Below are 21,366 nucleotides of genomic sequence, written 5' to 3'. Positions count from 1 at the left end.
CAGGGAGAAACGGGGAAAGAGGGCGTCACGCTTGATCTATCTTAAGCCAACAGTTCAATAATCTGACGAGGCCCTCAAGGAAGATTACTCTTCCAATGCTTTAGCGGCGATGCCATACATGGCATACCGCAAACTGTTTGTTGTATTGTGATTGCCGCCCAGGGTGACGGTGCCTGCGGGGACATCGCGTTGCCAGACTTCGTACTCGACGTAGATATCTTCCCCCTCCGGCACCTCGATACTGGAAATGATGTCGTTCGACGGCGCCCAAGGACCGCTACGCAACTTCATATTCGTCTTCTGAAAATCTTGGGTCAGCCAATCAGGCGGTTCTAGTCGTGAATCGTGCCAAACGAACAAGCGACTGGGTACGGAAAGGTTCACGTAGTACTCGAGTTCGGGATGATATCGATCTTGGGAATACATCACTACGACATCGGCACCACGCATCGCTTCGGGGAAACGCTGCCCCTTCATTGGCCGCCATTTCGGAAGACCAAGTCCCACATAGCTCCTGGTCGGTGGCCCTAATCCACCGACTCGCACGCTATAGCAGCGATGTTTGCCTTTGTGTTTTCCGTTATCCGTGATGTCGAAGATCACGGGCACAGGATCTTTGCTGCCGGCGAGTACTTCATTGCGATCGCCGCGTACGACAACGCTCGTCAATCGTTGGGAACCCCTTCCCTTGTCAACGCGAATCGCTTCCCCTTCTTTGAGGTTTGCAATCGTGTTGGATGGCTGCGATCTGCCGGGAGGCGAGTGAACATCGACGGCCCCTTCAAAGACCACCACATCTGTCTCACCTGAGTCATGAACGGAAACGCCGAATCGTGTGCCCAGGTCGATGATTTGAGCCTCGGCAGTTTCGACTTGAAATCCAGCCGCGTCATCGCCTACATCGACGGTCACGCTGCCGAGAGTGACTCGCAAAAGCATGTCACTGACAAGCTCGCACCGGACGGGGCCAATCGCCTCGACTTCCGCCCCGGAGTCGAGACGAAACTTTAAGGAGCCCTGGGGGATATCGATCTGCTTTCGGAAGACGCGACTTCCCTTGGCCAAGTCCATGTCGGTTGCCGAGATCACAACTAATGGAACTCCGCGAGGTGAGGATAGCCACCACCCGGTCAGACCTATTGCCAGGATGAGAATGGAGAGGGCCAAACCCACTGCTGGTACGTTCCAGTTCCAATCGTTCTCAGGTAAATCTGGTTTCGTGGAAATCACCAGCGATTCATCGACCGCGGCGCGGCCATGTTGCCAGGTCAGGTAGGCATGAATCTTCATTTGCTCACGATAGGCGTGACGAGATTCGGCATCGTCTCGGAGGACTTGCTGAAACTCCGCCACGTCGGACTCGGTTGCCTGCCCTTCAAGCACGGCGTTACAGAGCGTGACGAACCGGCTTTTATCGCTCATTCGTAGGTCTCCCGGCGAAGGGCCAATTCAATGCAGTCCGCAAGGGACTTACGGACGCGATAAAATAGTGCCGACATTGCATTTTCGGTACGGCACTGTCGGGCCGCGATGTCTTGAACCGCTTCGCCGCGGCCATATCTTGCGTCGAGGAGGTCTCGTTGTTGTGGGGGCAATTTATCGAGGCATCCTTCGAGGGCGGAAATCTGCTGAGTCGAGTCGGCCGATGTGCCCTCCCAATCCGAAGCGATCAAGGCGACCAGTTCATCATCCAAGACGATGCGGGAACGAGATTGTTTCTTGCGCCAGGCCATCACCTCGAATCGGGCAAAGACGTATGCCCAGCGGAGGAAGGGCTGCGCTGGATCGTATTCGCTTGCCTTGTTGCAGAGCTTTAGATTGGTTTCTTGAAGCACGTCATTAGCCTCGGAAACGCCACCCATTAGGGAAGCAATAAACGCATACAAAGCACTCTGACTGGCGATCAGGTGTTGAGCAAATTCGGGGGAAATCCCCGAAGCTTCCGAATTGGCAGGCGACATCGTTTCCATAGCAAATTCTTTCAGCCCCCCAAAACGAATCTGACGCCAAAAACTGCCCTTTGCTTGAGATTGTAGTCGCACGATGTCCGTAGCCGTCGAAGTTGCCGTCCATCATCCGCTGTTGATGGGGTGAAAACTTGGTGAATAGTCTGAGATTTGTGGCTTTCCGGTGATGGGACCGTTATGTTGATGGATGAGTACATGGAATTGGCTGTTCCAAGTCACTTCAACATCTCTTTGCCGTGATTTTGACAGCATTGTTCTCTCTTTGCATTGGCTAGGTACATCATGAAACGAATATTTACGGGTCTTACGGTGGCTCTGCTGCTTTGCGGGTCAAGTTGGTCTCAAGATGCCAATCCTGCCGCCCCTGCGGATGCGGAGAAAGTGAAGGAGGCAGAGGCAAACGCTTCGCCGGCTTCCGATGAAGATATGCCCGACGTGGGGGATGCAATCGTTGAGATTGAATTGGTACTGACCGAGGATGAAGCAGCGATCTTGGCAGCGGTCGATTCCTATGCCGCGACCTTCAACAAGGGAGATGCGAAAGCCTTAGCAGAGCATTGGACCGAAAACGGCGAATTCGTCACGCCGGCGGGGGACGTCCTGAAGGGACGCAAGGCGCTGGAAGATGATTTCGCCGCTTATTTCAAGGACAAAGCAGGGGCGAAACTAGAGCTGGTGCAAACGCAGATCAAAATGCTTTCTCCTCATGTGGCATCCGAAACGGGGATCGCCAGGGTGATTCTCGAGGGGGAAGAACCAAGCGAGACAATGTACGAAGCCATCCACGTGAAGACCGCCGAGGGATGGCGGATTGATACCGTCAAAGAAGATGCAGTACCGGAAGCAGCTCCAACGCACTACGAGCAGCTTCAGGCTCTTCAGTGGATGATTGGTACCTGGGTCGACGATGCGCAAGAGGGCGTGACCGTCGAAACCACCGGACGCTGGACAAAGAATAATAACTTCATCGTCCGTTCGTTCCGTGTTTTCGTTCAGGATCAGGTCGACTTTGAAGGGACGCAGGTCGTTGGCTGGGATCCGAGTGCCGGAGCAATTCGTTCTTGGACTTTCGATTCCGACGGTGGGTTTGGTGTCGGTCGCTGGTCGAATTCCGGCAACCGCTGGACTGTTCAGGCACTGAACGTGCTGCCGGATGGCCGCCGTGGATCGTCCACCAATATCTACGATCTCTTGGATGAAAACACCATCGAATTCAAATCAATCGGACGTCAAGTCGATGGAGAACTACTGCCCAGTATCGACACGTTCACGATCGTTCGAGCAGCGGAATAATTCGAATCAAATCGCATAACTCAACGCGCAAGGATAGTCCCATGAAAATGAATGTAACGACATTGGTTGTCGCGGCCATGATCGGTTCGCTAGTCGTTGGTGACGCCTACGCTCGCGGTGGTCGTGGCGGCGGTGGAGGAGGCGGAAGATCATTTAGTGGCGGTGGTGGAGGGGGACGCTCGATATCACGGCCCAGTGGTGGCAGCCATACTCCTTCGATGAGCCGACCTTCGGTGAGCCGTCCATCCCCTTCCGTAAGCCGACCTTCGATCAGTCGCCCGTCACCATCCCCTTCGACGAGCCGCCCATCGATTAGCGCTCCTTCGATGAATCGACCGACGTCAAGCCGGCCTGCGATTAGCCGTCCATCCACCGGAAGTACGCCCAGCTTCTCTCGGCCAAGCACCGGGGGGACCACACGTCCCGATGTATCGCGCCCCAGCATCACCACGCCGGGAAGTGGTTCCAGCAATAGTCGCCCTGGCATCACACGCCCCGGTAGCGGAGATAGCGGTAACCGTCCAGGTATTACGCGACCTGGAAGTGGCGATCTTGGAGACCGCCCGGGAATCACGCGCCCCGGCAGCGGCGACAGTGCCCGTCCAGGAATTACTCGTCCAGGAAGCGGCGATGGCAATCGTCCCAGCATCGATCGCCCGAGTACCGGCAATCGTCCCAACTTCACACGTCCCGGTGGAGGCGACTCCGGTTTCTCGCGTCCTACCAATAACGATTTGAAGGACTTCCTTGATTTGCCAGGAAAGCCTGGCGGTGACGGTGAATTCCCGAATCGCCCAGGCACCGGTGATGGAGATCGTTTCCCGAATCGACCCGGCACAGGGGATGGCGACCGCTTCCCCAACCGTCCAGGCACCGGTGACGGCGATCGTTTCCCGAATCGTCCTGGCAGCGGGGATGGTGTCAATATTGGTAGTGGGGACCGCAACGATATCAATGTAAATATTGGAAACAAGATCGGTAACCGCGAGAACAACATCAACAACATCCGCAACAAGTGGACGAACATTGACAACGATCGTCGTCCGTTCAATCGGGATTGGTGGGATGGACATAATCACTATGGCCATGGTTGGCACTGGCATAACTCTTGGAATCGATACCCCAATGGTTGGTGCTGGCGACCTGCGACCTGGGTCGCATTTGGCACTTGGTTTACATGGGCTGCCTGGCCTCAGCCCTACACGTATGACTACGGCACCACCGTCGTCTATCGTGATAACTACGTTTACGTGAACGATCAGCAATACGCCTCGGCCGATCAGTACTACAATCAGGCGGTCAATATTGCCGAAAGCGTTCCGGAAAATGTGGACGAACAGAAGGTTGAATGGATGCCGCTAGGGGTCTTCGCGATCGCCGAAGAATCGGCAACCGATTCCGGGATGATGGTTCAGTTGGCTGTCAGCAAGGAAGGTATCATAGCGGGTACCTTCTATAACGATATCACCGGAGAAGATCGGCCCCTTCAGGGGATGGTCGATCAAAAGACGCAGCGAGCTGCCTGGCAGTTTGCCGATGGCAAGAATCAGGACATCGTCATGGAGACCGGGATCTACAATTTGACGAAGGATGAAGCAACGGCTTTAGTTCACTTCGGCGAACAAGAGACCCAGACGTGGTTGATGGTGCGCCTTCCAGAGCCGGAACAGGACAAGAGTCAGCCAGCTCAATAGCCTTAGTAAAACATGCGAGACGAAAAGAAAAGGCGACCTCCACAGGTCGCCTTTTTTCGTGAGCCGAGCTGACAGTCAATAGCAACTTATCTGGAAGCAGCCGAAGCTAAGACAGGGTCATTGATCGACTTCATTTGCCGCAGAATCTTGGCGTCCAGTTCTTTGATGATCGCCTTCAACTCGGGGGAATCGGAAGCAATCAGGTTATTCGACTCGGCAGGATCATCGGTCAGGTGGTAAAGCTCATCGCGGCCTTCGTTCAGAAAATCGCGAATCAGCTTCCATTCAGGCGTACGAATCATACGCATGTGGGTGTGAGACTGATGTTTGGTGCTGTACTCCGCATAGAAGTCGTTGTCCCATTCGACATCCTTTCCTTGCAAAATTGGGACGATACTCGTGCCGTGGATTTTTAAATCGGATGGAAGTTCGACTCCGGCCATCTCCAGCAGCGTCGGAAACCAATCAAGATTGGAAACGGTGTGTTCAATCTTAATGCCCGGCTTCACGGTACCGGGCCAACGAATGATGGTGGGAACACGGATTGAATTGTCGTACATATTGGGACGTTGACCGTTGGGAATGTTCTTGGTTGCCGGCGGGTTCTTGGTCAGCACCCAGTGCCCGTTCCCTTTGTGCCAGATTCCATTGTGCCCCATGTTGTAGCCATGATCGCTCGAAAAAATCACGACGGTGTTCTCATCAAGGTTCTTGTCTTTGAGGAGTTTTAAGATGCGACCCACATTGCGATCGACGCCGGCAACACTTGCCAGGTATTCACGCGTCATTTGTTTCACACGAGAAACATCCAGATTCGGATAATCAGGATTAGGGATCGTGGGATCCAGATCGGCAAACGGTGCCCAGTCTTCGTCGGCTACCGGAAGCCACCGCGTATGGGGTGCACGGTAGTGCAGCGACAGGCAGAACGGCTTGTCGGCCGGCGCACTAGTTAGAAATTCGAGGGCGTGATCGGTCAGGATGTCGGTAGTCAGCCCTTCCATCTTTTGGTTCTTGCCGTTCTTTTCCAGCGTCGGGTTGTTGGTCGGTGCGCCTCCAGTGCGGAATCCCATGAAGTAGTCATAGCCAAACTTGGTGGGATGCATGGAATCAGGCGTTCCCAAGTGCCACTTGCCAACGAGTCCCGTGTGATAGCCTGCCTTCTGCAACAGCTGGACCCAGGTTGTGGTATCGGTGGGTAGGCCGAGTTTCGGTTCGCGTTGGGGGTGAATCCAATCGGTGATTCCCAATTCCGAGCCGTACCGTCCTGAGATCAACGAGGCACGCGATGGACTGCACACAGGCGTCACCGTGAACGAATTGGTCAGATAGGCTCCCTGCTTGACCAGTGAATCCATGTTGGGGGTAACGGCGTGTGATTGTCCTGACGCCTGCAGTGCCCATGGAGCCTGGTCGTCGGTGAACAGAAAGAGGATGTTCGGTCGCGACTTCTCAGCGGCGTTTGTTTCCGCTGTTAGCAAAAAACTAAAAGGAACGGCGCAGCATAAAAGTAGCGTCCTGGTGATCAAATTCATGATAGACCTTTAAGACTAGGGGTGATTTCAGGCGAGGTATGGGTCGCCAGCGTAAGCAAATACGCTAAGGTAGGATAGGAACAATCGTACTCGAAACCAAACTGTTTCCCAACTGGTTCTTCGTGAATCCCAAGCATCCGATCTCGCTGACGAATCTGCAAAAGACACTCTTAATTACGCTTCATGCCAAGGCGTTGGAAAGTAAGTGCCACGATTCCATTCTGAAGGATCACTATGCGGCCAAAGTGGCTGAGCAGATCGACTATGACTTTTCACGTTTCAAGCTTTCGCGCGATGCGATTGTTGCACTTGCCATTCGAGCGAAAGCTCTTGATTGGTGGACCGAGGAGTTCCTCAAAGAAAACAAGCATGCGAATGTTGTGCACATTGGATGTGGACTCGATAGCCGCCACTTGCGGCTGAATTCGGCCAAGGAAGTGACTTGGTGGGAAGTCGACTATCCCGAAGTCATTGCGCTTCGCGAAAAGACCTACGAAGAGCGACCAGGATGCCGCTTGCTAGGCGCCAACATCCTGGAAGACGACTGGCTGCAAGCGATATCTTCTGATGTGCCTACCATCGTTGTAGCCGAAGGGGTTCTTCCTTACTTTTCCGAAGAAACAGCAATCCAGTTTCTTTCCTGTGTAGTATCGCACTTCAATTCCGGGCAGATTGCGTTCGACGCCTACAATCGCTGGGGCGTGATGTGGTTGAACCAACTGCCAATCATGCGACAAACCCAAGAGAAACTGCATTGGGCCGTTGATGATCCCCGGCAACTGGAAGTCGCCGTGCCGTCCATGAGATTGAAAGTGGAGAACACCGATGGAATTTCCGAGTTCGTACAACGGGCCGGATTCTGGTCGCGAACGGCGTTTCGATTGAGTCGAGGGTTACCAATGTTTCGAAGAATGGGGCAGCTCTTACTCTACGACTTTGGTTCTCTCTGACCGCTCCTGCCTGGGCATCGCACTGACGAGGCGAGCAACCAATACCGCAAGATAAAACTGGCCAGTGACTGACTGCGTCCATGTCAGGGTCCTTGCCAGGTCGGTTTGTGGAGTAATATCTCCATAGCCGAGGGTCGACATGGTAACGAAGCTGAAGTAAAGCAAGGTGGCCAGGCTGGGAGGGTCGTTCACGCTATCGCCTGGAGGTGTCGTTGGAAGCGCGAACGGAGTGGCTTCAAGAAGCGTCAGTGCTGAATATCCCAAAGCCCACATTAATCCTAAGAGAAGGTAGACGCAGATTGATCCGAGGATCGCGTTGGGAGTTACCTCTTCGCTACGAATGATTGATTTGAGAAGAAGAACGGCCGTAAAGCCGAGAAAGAAGAAGCCTGCGACATAGCGAAGGATGATGACATTTTCATTGGGAAGAAAGAACGACCACCAGTGAAGCGCGAGGGCAATGATTGCCGCACAGGCAAACATCCAGAGCTTGGTTCGATGCTGCCAATTGATCAGGACCGCAGAGACAAAGACCAGGGTTAAACAACTAAGCTGAATCAGGTCGCCAAGCCGAGTTGCTTCCAAAAGAGGTGCTACCACCACCGCAATGATGAGTGAACCTAATAGAACAGAGAATCGAATCTCTTTTCCCATGTCAGCGGATGTCATGTGCGCAGACATCTTGAACCCCCACAGCTGTTGAGTTTGCAAACTTGTGATCGGCGCACGGTGATTGTAACGGACTGGCCGCGCCTAGGCAGCAGGCGGCCTCGATGTGTCGTCATCCTTCGAACCGCACAGCCATTCGCCGAGCCCACGGAAGATGACGAAGAAGGACGGGACAAATCCAAGCGAGAAAATCGTGGCTGCGATCATACCTCCGACGACGGCATTACCCACCGCTTGTCGGCTCGCGGCCCCAGCTCCTGATGCGATCAAGAGTGGCAAAAAGCCTAGAATCGACGAGAAGGCTGTCATCAGAATCGCCCGAAAACGCAAGCTTGCCGCTGCGATCGCGGAATCGAACAGCCCCTTTCCGTCGCGTCGCTGCTCGGCGGCGAATTCGACAATCAGGATCGCATTTTTACTCGCCAGGGCGACCAGAAGCACCAAGCCGATTTGGGTATAGACGTTGTTGTCGGCGCCTCGCGCTAGCAGTGCAATAACGACGCCGAGCGCCGCCAGCGGAACGACAGCGATCACGGCCATTGGACTGGTCCAGCTTTCATATTGCGCCGCGAGGACTAAGAACACCAAAAAGATGGATAGAACCAGAATAAACGTTGGGTTTTCGGTCAGGGAGTCGGAATCACTCAAGAGTTTCTCCTGGTACGACATGCCTGTCCATTCATACGAGATGGAAGGAGGAAACTTATTAGCGGCCATCTGCTCCATCAAGTTGATCGCTTCTCCCGAACTGTAGCCTGGTGCGGGTTCACCGTTAATCTGAGCGGACGGGTAAAGGTTGTATCGCTGGATCACTTGCGGCCCCACCGTTCGCTTCACCGTCGTGAACGTTCCCAGTGGAATCATCTCGCCTTGGTTGTTTCGAACTTCCAGGCGAAGGAGATCCTCGGGGTTGACGCGAAAACTCTGGTCGGCTTGCACGCGAACTTGCCAGGTACGTCCAAACCGATTGAAGTCGTTCACATAAGCCGACCCCATAAACGCCTGCATCGTCTCGAATACGGAATTCAAGGAGATGCCAAGACTCTTGACCTTGGTACGATCGATGTCGGCATACAGTTGCGGAACATCGGCGCGGAAGGTGGTGTTCACTCGCGTCAGGCCCGACTGGGCGTTGCCGTCGCGAACCATTTCGTCGGCTACGGTCTGCAGCGTCGTCATGCCCGCGCCCCCCACGTCTTGAATCTGCATTTGAAAGCCGCTGGCATTTCCCAGGCCATCAATCGGTGGCGGAGGAAAGACCACGACGTTGGCCTTCTTGAGTTGTGAAAGACGTTTTTGAAGAGCCTGCAGGATGCCCGCCTGACTCAATTCTCGCGTTTGACGATCTTCCCAGGGTTCAAACACGATCGCCACGAGCCCGCTATTCGATCCTACCGTTCCACTGAGGATCGAATACCCCGAGATGGAAACCCAATCCGCGATGCCCGGCGTTTCGCTGACAATGGCGTCGATTTCTCGAAGCACTTCGTCGGTTCTTGAGAGGGAAGCGGCGTCGGGTAGTTGAATATTCGCGAACGCGTACCCTTGGTCTTCGAGAGGGACAAACCCGGTTGGAATCGACTGAAGTCCATACCCGGTGATTCCCAGCAGCACGACAAAAAGGATCACGGCAACAGCTATTCGTCGAACAAGCCCTCCGATGATGCTCTTGTAAATGCCGGTCGTATGGTCAAAGACATAGTTGAAACCGTTGAAAAATCCACGCAGCATTCCATTGAGAAACGCCGCACAAAACCAACCAGCGAGTGCGGCAACGATCGGAGCACCAATCGCAACGGCCCAAGACGTCATCCCCATCCCGGATAACAATCGATATGCCAGCCAGCAGGCAAGAATGGCCAGCAAAAGGGCAATCACCGTGCGTGGTATGAACTCCCCTTTTCTCTTGGTTTCTTCGCTGGGACGTAGAAGCAACCCGCACAGCGCCGGGCTCAAGGAAAGCGCATTGATCGTGCTAATCGCCACCGCGGCAGAAATCGTAAGGGCAAATTGTCGATACATCTGCCCCACAATTCCTCCCATGAAGGCAGTTGGCACAAACACGGCCAAGAGCACCAACGTGGTGGCAATCACGGGACCCGTGATCTCATCCATCGCTTTGACTGCCGCGTCTTTGGACGAGAGGCCACTTTCGATATGTCGGGCCGAGTTTTCGACGACGACAATCGCATCGTCCACCACGATTCCGATCGCCAGGACAACTCCAAACAGCGTTAACATGTTGATCGAAAAGCCAAGCCCTGCCATCACGGCAAACGTACCGATCAAGGCGACAGGAATGGCTGCTGTGGGAACCAGGGTGGCTCGCCAATCCTGAAGAAAAATAAAGATCACCAGCACAACGAGAAGTACGGCAACGAAGAGGGTGGAATAGACTTCCGCGATCGAGGCCTCGACAAAGCGTGTCGTATCGAAAGGTATCGCGTACTTGACCCCCTTAGGAAACTTCTCGGCCATCGTCTTCATTCGAGCTTCGATCGCAGCTGCCAGGTCTAACGCATTCGCGCCAGGAAGCTGATACACGGCAATTGCCGCACATGGAATCCCATTCGCAGTTGCTTGATAGTTGTACGTCTTGGCACCAAGCTCGACGGACGCTAGATCTCGCAGGCGGGTGATCCCTGAACCTTCACCCCCGGTTTTGAGAATCAGATCTCCGAACTGGGAAGCTTCTTCCAGGCGTCCGCGGGTATTGATCACCATTTGAAAGGAGGTATCGTCCGAAGTGGGTGGTTCTCCGACGCGACCTGCTGCTACCTGAACGTTTTGTTCTCGGATGGCGGCAATGACGTCCTCAGTCGTCAGGTTTCTGGCTTCCAACTTCGACGGATCGAGCCAGATACGCATGCTGTAGTCGGCTGCTCCAAAGATGTTAAGCGCACCAACGCCATCGATTCGACCTAGCTCATCACGGAGATTGATTGTCGCGTAGTTACTAAGGTAAAGACTATCGTGCGTAGGGTTGTCCGACGTCAGCGTAATGAACTGCACGATCTGGGTTGACTGTTTCTTGGTGGTGATCCCTTGTCGTCTCACGTCTTCCGGTAACTTTGGATTAGCGATGGCAACGCGGTTTTGCACCAAGACCGTCGCCATGTCCATATCGGTCCCGGTCTCAAACGTGACGTTCAGCGTGTAGGAACCGTCGTCCGCACATGTCGAAGACATGTACAACATGTTTTCAACGCCGTTGACCTCCTGTTCGACCGGTGACGCGACCGTTTCCGCAATTACCTGCGGGTTGGCACCCGGGTAGAAGGCGGTCACTTGAACCGTGGGAGGAGTGATCTGCGGAAACTTAGCAACCGGAAGCGTCGTTTGAGCGACGGCGCCGGCCAGCACGATCACGATCGAAATCACGGTCGCGAAGATTGGACGATAAATGAAGAAACGAGACATGCGTCGACCGAGAGGTTAGATAGGATTGACGGTTAGGACGAGGGCTGGGCTTCCGCTGGATCAGCGGTCTCCGGTTTCGTTTCTTCCGACGGGCTTTCCTTTTCATCTTCCTGAGCCGGTTGATCCGCCAGTGGATTCAACAGCGATTCATCCATGGACAGCGTTTGTACTTTCGGAGCAACGATCGCTCCAGGACGCGATCGCTGGACACCCTCGATAACGACTGGTTCGTCCGCTTTGAGACCCGAACTTACGACAACCATGGGGCCGAACTTGTTTCCCAACGTGACGTCGCGACGCTCGACAGTGTTATTCTTATTGACGACCAGCAAATAGCTGCCTGCTTGATCAAATCCCGTTGCGCTTTCCGGAATAAGTAAGGCGTCCTTCTTTTGCTCGATCGGAGCGCGAATTCGGACGAACAAGCCGGGGACAATCTTAAGATCTGGATTCGGGAAAACCCCACGCACGGCAAACGTACCAGTACTCTCGTCAACTGCAAGATCAGCAAAGTTGAAACTCCCGCGGAATGGATACGTGGTATCGGTTGCCCGGGCAAGATAGAGAGGAACCTTGCCGGAATGGTTTTCTCGTTCTTCGCGAGTCTGTTTGTCAATGAATTCCAGAAAAGCACGTTCGCTGATCGAGAAGTTCGCGTAGATCTGATCGTAAGAGATGACGGTCGTCAAGTGAGTCGATGGCTGGCCAGTAACGAGATTCCCTCTTTTAACCAGGGCCTTGCCGACGCGTCCCTTGATAGGCGAGCGGACTTCTGTGTAGTCGAGATCTAACTGAGCGTTATCTAGCCGCGCCTCAGCCGCCAAGACGGCTGCCTCAGAACCGTCCAGTTCGGCTTTCGCCGCCACCAGGTTGGTTTCAGGGGTGGCCTTTTTCTCGAACAACTCCTTCTGGCGATTGAACTCGATAACGGCCTTTTCGCGTTCCACTTTCTTGGCTTCGAGTTCCGCGCGAGCCATGTCTCGGGCTGCCAGGTAGCGGCGGCGTTCGAGTTGGAAAAGAACCTGGTCTTTCTCCACATCGTCGTTCGGCTCGAACAGGACTTCTTCAATAATCCCTTCCACGCGGGCATCGATCTCGACACGTTCGACCGCTTCGGTGGTGCCTGTTTCCTCCATGTAGATCGTAACGTCGCGCACCAATGGAAGGGCGACGTTGACCTCGGCCGGTGGCGGCGGCTGATACTGGTTGGGGGACGAGCAGCCGCACAAGGCTAAAACCGGCAGTGCAACTGAAATACCGCACCCAAGTAGACGAGACCACGCAGTAGCATGTCGCGCTATCATAAGAATCCCCGATCATGTTGTAGGCGACTGGCGACTAGAATTCCACGCCGTACTTTTCCGTCATGTGACGACGAATATCCGCGGTCGCATTATCAATGTCGCGCATGACGTCGTTGGCCGACTTGGCTCCCTTGATTTGTTCTTCCATACGAACATTAGACATCTTGGAACCAGTGCGTTGCCAATTGGGCGTCGCCACCCAACCGCTCCAACTGTATTGCCCGGTCCAATTGGCCCCAATCGGAGTGGAATAAGTGGATACGTCGTATTGCTCAGGCACCTCGTTCTGCCGAATTCGGCTGCGTGCGGCGGCATTCGTGACCTCCGATTGTCCCGTCCGCAGACTTTCTGAGACGTAGCGGCCATAATTCAGCAGATCTGGGTCGACGTTGGCGATCGGCAGACGGTCGATTTTGCGAGCATACTTGTCGAACCACACGCTGATTTGTCCCATGGTCTGACGACCCTTCTTCTTGATGCGTAGTTCGTCCAGCAGCGAAACCACTGACTTGTAGTAGATTTGCGAGGCCGCAATGGTCAGTTCCTTCTTCTCATCCGCTTCCGACCCTTCGCCTGCCTGGGCAGCTTTCTGCTTGGCTTCCTGAAGCGAAGGTGGCGTGTCGATCAGACTGAAGATTCGACGCAGCCCACTCGCATAGAGCGGCCCTGTGAGTTGAATGCGATTACCGCTAACGCTTTCCTCCCAAGAGTCGATCTCGTCGATCATCATGCCTTGCTTGCCAAGGATTTCAAGCAGTAGTGGTTTGGCGAAATCTTTGAGGATGGAAACGTCTTCACTGAAGTCGACCTTCACGGCACCCGTCATCGAATCTTGAACGGTTACGCCCAAAGAGATACCGCGGATACTGGCCAAGACCTTGGCTACTTCATCCAAGTCGACTTGTTTACCCTTAAGCGTATCCATCGAGTCGAGTCGACTTCGAATGATTTGGGGAGACGCGACGTTCGTCAAATCGAGCGCCACGATGATGGGGGAGCCTGCGTCGGCAAATGTTTGCGCTTCGGCGAGATAATCACTCAAACCACGCAGCGAATTGTCGTAGTAACGGGTAATCCATTGGGCCACGTCCTGACGCTTGGCAGGCGTTCCATAACCAACGACGTTTTCCATGAACTTAACCACATAGATATCGCCCGGCAAAACCGCGACGGGCCGTTCCGAGATGTAGTCGGTCGTCCCTTGATAACGGACTGCTACCTTGGGCAGTGAAGGATCGTACTTCAACTCCATCAGGCCAACTTGCCAGTCCGGATACTTCGTTTCGAGGTCAAGCTTCGCCGCGGCAACGAACGTGTTCGCTTGAGGTGGAATCGCTTCGACACCAGCCTCGAAGGCTTCTTCCTGCTTCTCTCGCCAGTTATGGGCCTTGCCCAGTGGGCTGTTTTGCAGCTTGTTAACATCGACAAAGAAGATGGCATTGGCACCGTCGGGGATGCGTTTGGTGAGTTCGCGGAATTGGGCGAAGCCTGAGCTTGGATGAGAAGTCAGGATGATGATACCAATACATCCGCAGAGAAGTGCCCGGATCATTGATGTAGCTCCTAGGGGGTTGTCTTGGGCAAAATCGCAATTTCGGAAAGCGTCGTGATTTATTCAATTTACCATTCCAGAATGCAGGGAACCACGGCTTTTTACGAGGGCATTCAAGAAGAATCAGTGAATAACACCTTCGCACTTGGTGATCCGCCTCAGAGCCACGTCTGAACGGTTTGCTCGACTTGTTCTCCGTCGAGAGTCTCGTGGGCCACAAGTTCGTCGACGATTGCCGCGAGAGCTGCCCAGTAATGGTCTTGCGAAAGCAACGAGTAAAGGTCGTTGGTGGCTTTTTCAAGAAAAGACATGCGTTTTTGACGGTCCGAGATGAAACGTTCCGCCGATTGCCAGGCAGCCTGCCAGTCAGAGGCCCACTCGCCTATGAATCCAGGGTGATAGGGCTCGCCGGTGTGAATCATCTCGGCCACGGGACCGGCTAATGCCACCATGATCATCTTTTGGTGTAGTTCCCTAGTCGTGAACTGGTCGATGGGCCATTCGACCTGAATCTCGGCAAATCGATCCGCTCCATCATCCCATTCGGGGATCAACGAAACATGACGAACACGAGCACCCACCACAATGGCAAGCAGCGCATGTCCGGCTTCGTGGTAGGCATTGATCTCTTCCATAGGCACGCATTGTAAGATGAAAGGAGGGTCGATGGTTGAAACGTGAGACTAATTACAAAACTTCCGCGAAACGTAATCGGCCATCGGAAGCCCTGGCCGGCATAGGCTGGACGACCGTTAAAAACAGAACGCTGTCGATCCGCGGCAGTAGCTCTTCACGAAATTCGCTTGAGGTATGAGTTGCTTGGGGGGGAAGTGAGCCCAAGTTTGAAGGAAGCCCCTCATCGCTCGGCTTGTCGAACAGAGTACCGGGCGATACAAAGCCAAGGATTTCTATCATGCACTTCGGACTCTACCTGCTCCGAAAGGAAAGTATATCCGGACCTCAATTCATCCAGGCTGTTTCGCGACAGTTGGAAACTCGCCCTCAGATCGGCTCGCTGGCCATTGAAACCCGCCGATTGTCGATGCGAGATGTTTTTCGAATCTTGAGTCTTCAGAGCGTGACGAACGAATCATTTGGACAACTGGCAATTCAATTAGGGGTCCTTGCGGAAAGCGATATTCGCGAGCTCTTAACACTCCAGACCGAACAAACAACCCCATTAGCACAAGTTCTGGTCGATATCGGGGCGATCGAGCCCTACCAACTGCAAACCGAGTTGCAGCTTTTCCGCTCGGCTATGTCGGAAGGTCATCTGGCTTCTCCCGGCGCTGCTTATCTCGATGTTGACGCCATCGAAGCGGCATTTGCCACCTTTGAGGCAACTGCCTAGTTCTGAGGAACAGGTTTGCGAAAGCAGACTTTCTATTCGCTAACTCGCACCCTTCTTGCAAACGGTAGAACCGGCAAAGGCTAGTTGCGCGTAACCGTATTTAGCTTCCCAATTCATGTGCGATTGATCTCTTGCATATATAGGCAAGCTACATCTTTCCAACCGAATACCCGTACGTTTGGAGAGGAACGCTTATGTCGTTCGATGACCCTGCGCTGTTAGCTGAATTCGTAACCGAGTCACGAGAACATCTCGCCGACGTCGAGGGGCAGTTGCTCGAGATCGAAGCGAATGGGGCCAATATTGATGTCGACCTTGTGAACAAGGTATTCCGGGCCATCCATTCGATCAAAGGAGCTGCGGGGTTCATGGGGCTCGTTCGCGTCAACGAACTGGCCCATGCACTGGAAAATGTCCTCGGTAAGATGCGAACTGAGGAACTGACTCCCAATTCTCAGATTGTTGACGTCATGCTGAAAGGAGCCGATGCTCTTTCTGGCCTGATCAATGACATCGAGAACTCCAACACGGTGGATGTCTCGGCGCATATCACTTTGCTGAATGAGATTTTCGAGGGAGAAGTCAGTACCTCGCCTGCCAAGTCTCTAAATGCAGCTCAAGCTGCTCAAGAGATTGACTCGCAAGGCGCAAAGCAAGCCGTTGCGATCCCTCCGGTGCCCGCGCAAAAGAATGCTCGTGTCGATGATCATGCCGAATTCAAGGAAGCGACCGTATCTCAGCGAGCGCCAGCGACGCCCCAGGTTGAATCCAGCATCCGCGTACAAGTGGGTGTTTTAGATCGACTGATGAACCTCGCCGGCGAACTCGTGCTGGGTCGAAATCAGCTTCTGCAAACGGTCAACAACGCCGATGGAAACAGCCTTCAAGCGGTTGCCGCTCGTCTGGATCAAGTGACCAGCGAATTGCAGGAAGCGATCATGCAGACGCGCATGCAGCCCATCGGCAATGTCTTCAGCAAGTTTCCGCGAGTCGTTCGCGATCTTTCGGCTAAGTTGGGCAAGCAGTGTAACGTCGTCATGGAAGGTGGCGAGGTCGAAGTCGACAAGACGATCATCGAAGCGATCGGCGATCCACTGACCCACATGGTGCGCAACTCGGTCGATCACGGTATCGAAATGCCTGAAAAGCGGATGGCCAGCCAGAAGGAGCCGACCGGTACCGTCACCCTGCGAGCCTATCACCAGGCCGGAAAGGTTCGCATCGATATCTGTGACGATGGCGGCGGCATCGACACGAACCGACTTAAGGACAAAGCGGTCTCCAAGGAGATTATCTCTGCGGAACGTGCCGCCCAGATGTCCGATCGTGATGCCGTGTGGCTCATCTTCCATCCGGGCTTCTCGACGGCTGAAAAGATCAGCGACGTCAGCGGCCGCGGCGTGGGAATGGACGTCGTCCGAACCAATATCGAGAAGATCGGCGGTTCGGTCGATATTGAATCGACGCTTGGCAAAGGAACGTCGGTTCAGATTACGCTGCCGCTAACTTTGGCAATCATTCCATCGATGTTGATTCGCAGTTGCAATCGTCGCTTTGCGATCCCACAAGTCAATATCGTCGAACTGGTTCGCGTCCGAGCGAGCGAGGCCTCGCAAAGGATCAGCAAGGTCAAGGGTGCTCGCGTGTTGCGGCTGCGGGGCTCCTTGCTTCCGCTGGTCGACCTCGATCAAGCTTTGAACTTTGCCAATCAATCGAGTGAAAGCATAGGTGCTCGTCAAATCGTGGTCGTGGAAAGTGGTCAATTCCGTTACGGGTTGATCGTTGACGAAATTGACGACTCGGAAGAAATCGTCGTCAAGCCGCTGGGACGTCATCTCAAGACGTGCAGTTGCCTGGCCGGTGCGACCATTCTGGGAGACGGCCATGTCGCTCCGATTCTCGACGTCTCGGGAATTGCAGCCAAGACCGACCTGCGATCTCATGAGCAGGAAAACGAGAAGGATAACTACCACGACGATGCATCGCTCTCGAGCGAACGTCAGTCTTTGCTCATGTTTACCAATGCTCCCGGCGAACAGTTCGCCGTCCCGATGAGCCTCATTTCGCGGATCGAACGTATTCGTACCGAGCAAATTGATACCGTCGGCGGACAAGAACTTCTGCAGTATCGCGGGACTTCCTTACCGCTGTTGACCATCGAAGCTCACGTTCAGGCTCAGCCACGTCCTGAAATGGATAACGTGCATGTGGTTGTATTCCAGATTCACGGCCGTGAAGTCGGCTTGATTGCCGCCGAGCTGAACGACATTCGTGAAGTGGCGGCCGAGATCGACGGAAACACGTTTCGCGAACCGGGCATCGCAGGCTCGATCGTCGTTGACGACAAAACCATCCGTATTGTCGACCTCTACGAACTGGCCTTCTCAGCACATCCGAAGTGGTTCGCGGAGAAGCCAATAGTCACTGCCAATGAAGAGTCGCCGTTTCAGATCTTGCTGGCCGAAGACTCGTCCTTCTTCCGTAAACAGGCCAAAGACTACCTGGCAACCGAAGGCTTTGAAATCGTCGAAGCGGAAGATGGTGCCCAGGCCTGGGAGCTTCTGAAGTCGGGTGAACATGCAATCGATCTGGTTATTACCGATATCGAAATGCCCCGTATGAACGGTTTCGAACTCACGAAAAAGATCAAGTCGGATCCCCACACTTGTTATCTCCCGGTCATCGCGTTGACCTCGTTGGCCAGTGATGAAGATCAAGTTCGCGGTGTGGACGCCGGCGTTGATGACTATCAAATCAAAATGGATCGTGAACGCGTCATGTCGGCTGTCGGGCGACTACTGAATCCGAAGAAGACGGGGCGCAATGTTTCGCATTTCAAGCCTGAAGTGCTGGAAGGATGTTTGTCATGAGTTCTGCCGCCACTGCTGCCAAGTCCGCTACGATTGAGCTTCAATTTGCCACGTTCTACGTTGGCGAGTTGCTCCTGGCTTTGCCAATCGACTATGTGCAAGAGATCAATCGCAACCTCGATCTTACGGAAATCCCACACGCACCCGAGCATGTCCGCGGCGTGATTAATCTTCGTGGCGACGTCGCCACGGTTATCGACCTGCGACGCATCCTCGGATTCAGCCTGGCTGAAGTCACACCACAGAGTCGGAATCTGATCGTCCGGTCAGGTGATGAATCGATCGGCCTCTGGGTGGATCAAATCGCCGACATCATTTCGATTACAAGCGACAGCATCATCCCTGCCCCGGCCAACATTTCTGGGGCCGATGGTCGCTACTTCACAGGCGTCTACCGAAATGATTCGGAGATCGTCGTGATTCTGGATGTCCAAGAAGTCCTGGATGTGGAATAGCACAACAGAACTTTACCCCCATCATCAGCAACCCTGAAATCTTGAATGGAACACCCTTTGGGTTCCCACGCCCCCCAATTCAAAGGTAAGACCAAGTGAAGAACGTATTGCAAATGAAAATGACCGGCAAGCTGATTACGGCTTGTCTTGTATTCGGTATCCTGCCCCTGTTGGCCGTTGGTGCGGTCATGTGGCAATCCGCCAACAAGGCGATTGAGGTTGCCGCTCGCGACTATCGCACAACAGCCGAGAACATCGCCGATACCATCGATCGAAACCTCTTTGAACGCTACGGCGACGTTCAAGCATTTGGCTTGAACGAAGTCATTCAGAATCGAGATTCGTGGTACAAGCAAGGTACCGACAATCCGATCGTCACCGCCATGGATAAGTACGTCGATACATACGATATCTACTACTTGACCATGCTGGTCGACCTGGATGGCAAGCTGATTGCCGTCAATAGCCGTGATCATGACGGCGTCGCGGTTGATACGGGCGATCTATACCAGAAGAACTTCTCGGATAAATCGTGGTTCCAGGACGTCCTCACCAAGAACTTCTATGAAGACGAAACGGGAGCTTGTTCCGGTACGGTTGTCGAACACCTGTACGTCGATGACAAAGTCAAGAAATGCTACGGCAATGAAGGCTATGCGCTGGGCTTCTCCGCTCCGGTCTACGATGCCGACGGCAATGTGATCGCCGTCTGGAAGAATGTTGCGAAGTTCAGCCTGGTCGAAGAAATCATCTGGGACGCCTACAGCAAGCTGAAGCAACGTGGCCTGGCAACCGCCGAGATTACGCTTCTGGATGACAGAGGGAACGTAATCGTCGATTGCGATCCGGTAAGTCGTGGTACCGAAGAGATTGTCCGAGACACCAACGTGATTGGCAAACTGAATCTTGCTGAGAAACAAGTGTCTGCCGCTCAAAGCGTCGTCGCTGGCGAAAGTGGGTTTACTACCGACTCCTATCACGCTCGCAAAGGAATCACTCAAGCCGCCGGTTATACTCCACTGCGTGGAGCCCTCGGGTTTCCGGGCATGAAGTGGAACGTCTTGGTGCGTGTCGACTCCGCCGAGGCATTCGCGGAAGCCTACCGACCTCTTTATGCATGGGGAATCACGACCGCAATCGCTTCCGTGGTCATCGGTTTCATGGCCTTTCTGATTGCTCGTACGTTCACCAAGCCGCTGCACAATACGATTGCCATGCTGCAGGACGTTGCTGAAGGTGACGGCGACTTGACCAAGCGGCTCGATGAATCACGTAACGACGAGATCGGTGAAGTCGCTCATTGGTTCAATGTCTTCATCAGTCAAATTCAAAGCATGGTGGCTGAGATCGCTTCCAACTCGAACATTCTCTCCGAAGGCTCGGCCCGATTGGTCACGACCGCCACGCAGCTTTCGTCGGGTGCCGAGTCGTCCAAGCATCGTTCGGCCAACGTTTCTTCGGCTGCCGAAGAGATGTCGATCAATATGAAGAACATGGCTAGTTCCACCACGCAGATGTCGGGCGGGATCAGCTCGGTTGTCACGGCGATCGACGAGATGACCACCACTATTTCAGAAATCGCCAAGCATGCAGAAACGAGTGCTGGCGTTGCCGACAAGGCCACTCGCATCGCCGAAGACAGCAACAACAAGATTTGCCATCTTGGTACGGCTGCCGATGAAATCGGTCGCGTGATCGAGGTGATCGAAGACATCGCCGAGCAGACCAATCTTCTGGCTCTCAACGCGACCATCGAGGCAGCCCGGGCCGGTGAAGCTGGTAAGGGGTTCGCCGTGGTCGCCACGGAAGTGAAAGAGTTGGCCAAGCAGACTTCGACGGCGACTGACGACATTCGCAAGCGAATCGAGCACATTCAAAGTTCGACGCAGGATGCCGTTAGCTCGATTTCCGAAATCAGCGAAGTGGTTAGCAGCGTCAACGAACTGGCTCGCACGATCGCTTCGGCCGTGGAAGAACAAAGCATTACGACCAAGCAGATTTCGCAGGACATCTCCGAGACCGCGTCGGCCGCTGAAGTGGTTGCTCGCGGCGTCGACGAGTCGGCAACGGCCAGCGGTGAAATCACGCAGAACATCTGCGAGGTGGACCGTGTCCTGAGCGAGACCGTTCAAGGTGCCAGTCTGTCGCAGCAATCGGGTGAAGAACTTGCTCGACTTGCTGAGAGCCTGCGAAGCGTCGTCTCGCGTTTCAAGATTGGTGACTCCTCCTCGGCGAATAAGGCCAAGGAAGATCAGCCAGCGATGGGCGCCTAGGAAATGATTAAGAAAACAAGTCGCCTCGTCCAC

At 54.1% G+C, this 21,366-nt stretch carries 15 protein-coding genes; 7 read left to right on the top strand and 8 right to left on the bottom strand.

Features of this window, described 5'->3' with window-relative positions; genetic code table 11:
- Window positions 1–84: 84 nt before the first annotated feature.
- Both Pan97_RS21920 and Pan97_RS21915 read right to left on the bottom strand, forming a co-directional pair.
- Window positions 85–1,422, bottom strand: coding sequence for a FecR domain-containing protein (locus tag Pan97_RS21920; RefSeq protein WP_144976347.1), 1,338 nt, complete (start codon window positions 1,420–1,422; stop codon window positions 85–87).
- Window positions 1,419–1,970, bottom strand: coding sequence for a sigma-70 family RNA polymerase sigma factor (locus Pan97_RS21915; protein ID WP_144976345.1), 552 nt, complete (start codon window positions 1,968–1,970; stop codon window positions 1,419–1,421). Before Pan97_RS21915 ends, Pan97_RS21920 begins: the two co-directional genes overlap by 4 nt.
- A gap of 279 nt (window positions 1,971–2,249) precedes the next feature.
- Here Pan97_RS21915 and Pan97_RS21910 point away from each other — a divergent pair, with 279 nt between their 5' ends.
- Together Pan97_RS21910 and Pan97_RS21905 are read left to right on the top strand one after the other, a co-directional pair.
- Complete coding sequence (locus Pan97_RS21910; RefSeq protein ID WP_144976343.1) at window positions 2,250–3,260, top strand: YybH family protein; 1,011 nt, start codon at window positions 2,250–2,252, stop codon at window positions 3,258–3,260.
- A 41-nt stretch (window positions 3,261–3,301) separates the two neighbouring features.
- Entirely contained in the window at window positions 3,302–4,954 is a 1,653-nt protein-coding gene (locus Pan97_RS21905; protein WP_144976341.1) for a mu-protocadherin- cell-suface protein, read from the top strand.
- A gap of 86 nt (window positions 4,955–5,040) precedes the next feature.
- Here the strand turns inward: Pan97_RS21905 and Pan97_RS21900 are convergent, their stop codons facing one another.
- On the bottom strand, window positions 5,041–6,489 hold the full coding sequence (locus tag Pan97_RS21900) for a sulfatase family protein (RefSeq protein ID WP_144976339.1): 1,449 nt from the start codon (window positions 6,487–6,489) through the stop codon (window positions 5,041–5,043).
- A gap of 122 nt (window positions 6,490–6,611) precedes the next feature.
- On the opposite strand from Pan97_RS21900, the gene Pan97_RS21895 reads away from it, so the two are divergent.
- Window positions 6,612–7,439: a class I SAM-dependent methyltransferase gene (locus tag Pan97_RS21895; protein ID WP_165698908.1), complete on the top strand. Its 828-nt coding sequence runs from the start codon at window positions 6,612–6,614 to the stop codon at window positions 7,437–7,439.
- On the opposite strand, the gene Pan97_RS21890 is transcribed toward Pan97_RS21895, so the two are convergent.
- The 5 genes from Pan97_RS21890 to Pan97_RS21870 form a co-directional block, all read right to left on the bottom strand.
- Window positions 7,413–8,108: an ion channel gene (locus tag Pan97_RS21890; protein ID WP_165698907.1), complete on the bottom strand. Its 696-nt coding sequence runs from the start codon at window positions 8,106–8,108 to the stop codon at window positions 7,413–7,415. The genes Pan97_RS21895 and Pan97_RS21890 overlap by 27 nt on opposite strands.
- A gap of 84 nt (window positions 8,109–8,192) precedes the next feature.
- A complete protein-coding gene (locus tag Pan97_RS21885; protein WP_144976334.1) occupies window positions 8,193–11,528 on the bottom strand; it encodes an efflux RND transporter permease subunit in 3,336 nt (1,111 codons plus the stop codon).
- Between the two features lie 32 nt (window positions 11,529–11,560).
- Window positions 11,561–12,757, bottom strand: a complete 1,197-nt coding sequence (locus Pan97_RS21880) for an efflux RND transporter periplasmic adaptor subunit (protein ID WP_206668909.1) — start codon at window positions 12,755–12,757, stop codon at window positions 11,561–11,563.
- Window positions 12,758–12,866: 109 nt separating this feature from the next.
- On the bottom strand, window positions 12,867–14,384 hold the full coding sequence (locus Pan97_RS21875) for a hypothetical protein (RefSeq protein ID WP_144976330.1): 1,518 nt from the start codon (window positions 14,382–14,384) through the stop codon (window positions 12,867–12,869).
- Between the two features lie 158 nt (window positions 14,385–14,542).
- Window positions 14,543–15,019 carry an FtsH/Yme1/Tma family ATP-dependent metallopeptidase gene (locus Pan97_RS21870; protein WP_144976328.1) on the bottom strand — a complete coding sequence of 159 codons (477 nt, stop codon included), beginning with the start codon at window positions 15,017–15,019 and terminating at the stop codon, window positions 14,543–14,545.
- Between the two features lie 278 nt (window positions 15,020–15,297).
- Between Pan97_RS21870 and Pan97_RS21865 the strand changes: the two genes are divergently transcribed.
- The 4 genes from Pan97_RS21865 (at window position 15,298) to Pan97_RS21850 (ending at window position 21,333) form a co-directional block, all read left to right on the top strand.
- Window positions 15,298–15,735: a hypothetical protein gene (locus Pan97_RS21865; protein WP_144976326.1), complete on the top strand. Its 438-nt coding sequence runs from the start codon at window positions 15,298–15,300 to the stop codon at window positions 15,733–15,735.
- A 194-nt stretch (window positions 15,736–15,929) separates the two neighbouring features.
- The gene (locus Pan97_RS21860) at window positions 15,930–18,605 is read left to right on the top strand and encodes a chemotaxis protein CheW (protein ID WP_144976324.1); all 2,676 of its coding nucleotides are present in this window, start codon (window positions 15,930–15,932) and stop codon (window positions 18,603–18,605) included.
- Complete coding sequence (locus tag Pan97_RS21855) at window positions 18,602–19,060, top strand: chemotaxis protein CheW (protein ID WP_165698906.1); 459 nt, start codon at window positions 18,602–18,604, stop codon at window positions 19,058–19,060. Before Pan97_RS21860 ends, Pan97_RS21855 begins: the two co-directional genes overlap by 4 nt.
- Window positions 19,061–19,155: 95 nt before the next feature.
- Window positions 19,156–21,333, top strand: coding sequence for a methyl-accepting chemotaxis protein (locus Pan97_RS21850; RefSeq protein WP_144976321.1), 2,178 nt, complete (start codon window positions 19,156–19,158; stop codon window positions 21,331–21,333).
- The last annotated feature ends 33 nt before the right edge of the window (window positions 21,334–21,366 follow it).

The organism is Bremerella volcania (assembly GCF_007748115.1).
GTDB lineage: Bacteria > Planctomycetota > Planctomycetia > Pirellulales > Pirellulaceae > Bremerella > Bremerella volcania.
This window is presented reverse-complemented; position numbering and strand designations above follow the sequence as displayed.

What these genes read in the sequence shown, in the direction of transcription:
- Pan97_RS21855 (WP_165698906.1), top strand. Translation starts at nt 18,602, where the DNA reads ATGAGTTCTGCCGCCACTGCTGCCAAGTCCGCTACGATTGAGCTTCAA.
- Pan97_RS21885 (WP_144976334.1), bottom strand. Translation starts at nt 11,528, where the DNA reads ATGTCTCGTTTCTTCATTTATCGTCCAATCTTCGCGACCGTGATTTCG.
- Pan97_RS21860 (WP_144976324.1), top strand. Translation starts at nt 15,930, where the DNA reads ATGTCGTTCGATGACCCTGCGCTGTTAGCTGAATTCGTAACCGAGTCA.
- Pan97_RS21875 (WP_144976330.1), bottom strand. Translation starts at nt 14,384, where the DNA reads ATGATCCGGGCACTTCTCTGCGGATGTATTGGTATCATCATCCTGACT.
- Pan97_RS21870 (WP_144976328.1), bottom strand. Translation starts at nt 15,019, where the DNA reads ATGGAAGAGATCAATGCCTACCACGAAGCCGGACATGCGCTGCTTGCC.
- Pan97_RS21915 (WP_144976345.1), bottom strand. Translation starts at nt 1,970, where the DNA reads ATGGAAACGATGTCGCCTGCCAATTCGGAAGCTTCGGGGATTTCCCCC.
- Pan97_RS21890 (WP_165698907.1), bottom strand. Translation starts at nt 8,108, where the DNA reads ATGACATCCGCTGACATGGGAAAAGAGATTCGATTCTCTGTTCTATTA.
- Pan97_RS21905 (WP_144976341.1), top strand. Translation starts at nt 3,302, where the DNA reads ATGAAAATGAATGTAACGACATTGGTTGTCGCGGCCATGATCGGTTCG.
- Pan97_RS21910 (WP_144976343.1), top strand. Translation starts at nt 2,250, where the DNA reads ATGAAACGAATATTTACGGGTCTTACGGTGGCTCTGCTGCTTTGCGGG.
- Pan97_RS21900 (WP_144976339.1), bottom strand. Translation starts at nt 6,489, where the DNA reads ATGAATTTGATCACCAGGACGCTACTTTTATGCTGCGCCGTTCCTTTT.
- Pan97_RS21920 (WP_144976347.1), bottom strand. Translation starts at nt 1,422, where the DNA reads ATGAGCGATAAAAGCCGGTTCGTCACGCTCTGTAACGCCGTGCTTGAA.
- Pan97_RS21865 (WP_144976326.1), top strand. Translation starts at nt 15,298, where the DNA reads ATGCACTTCGGACTCTACCTGCTCCGAAAGGAAAGTATATCCGGACCT.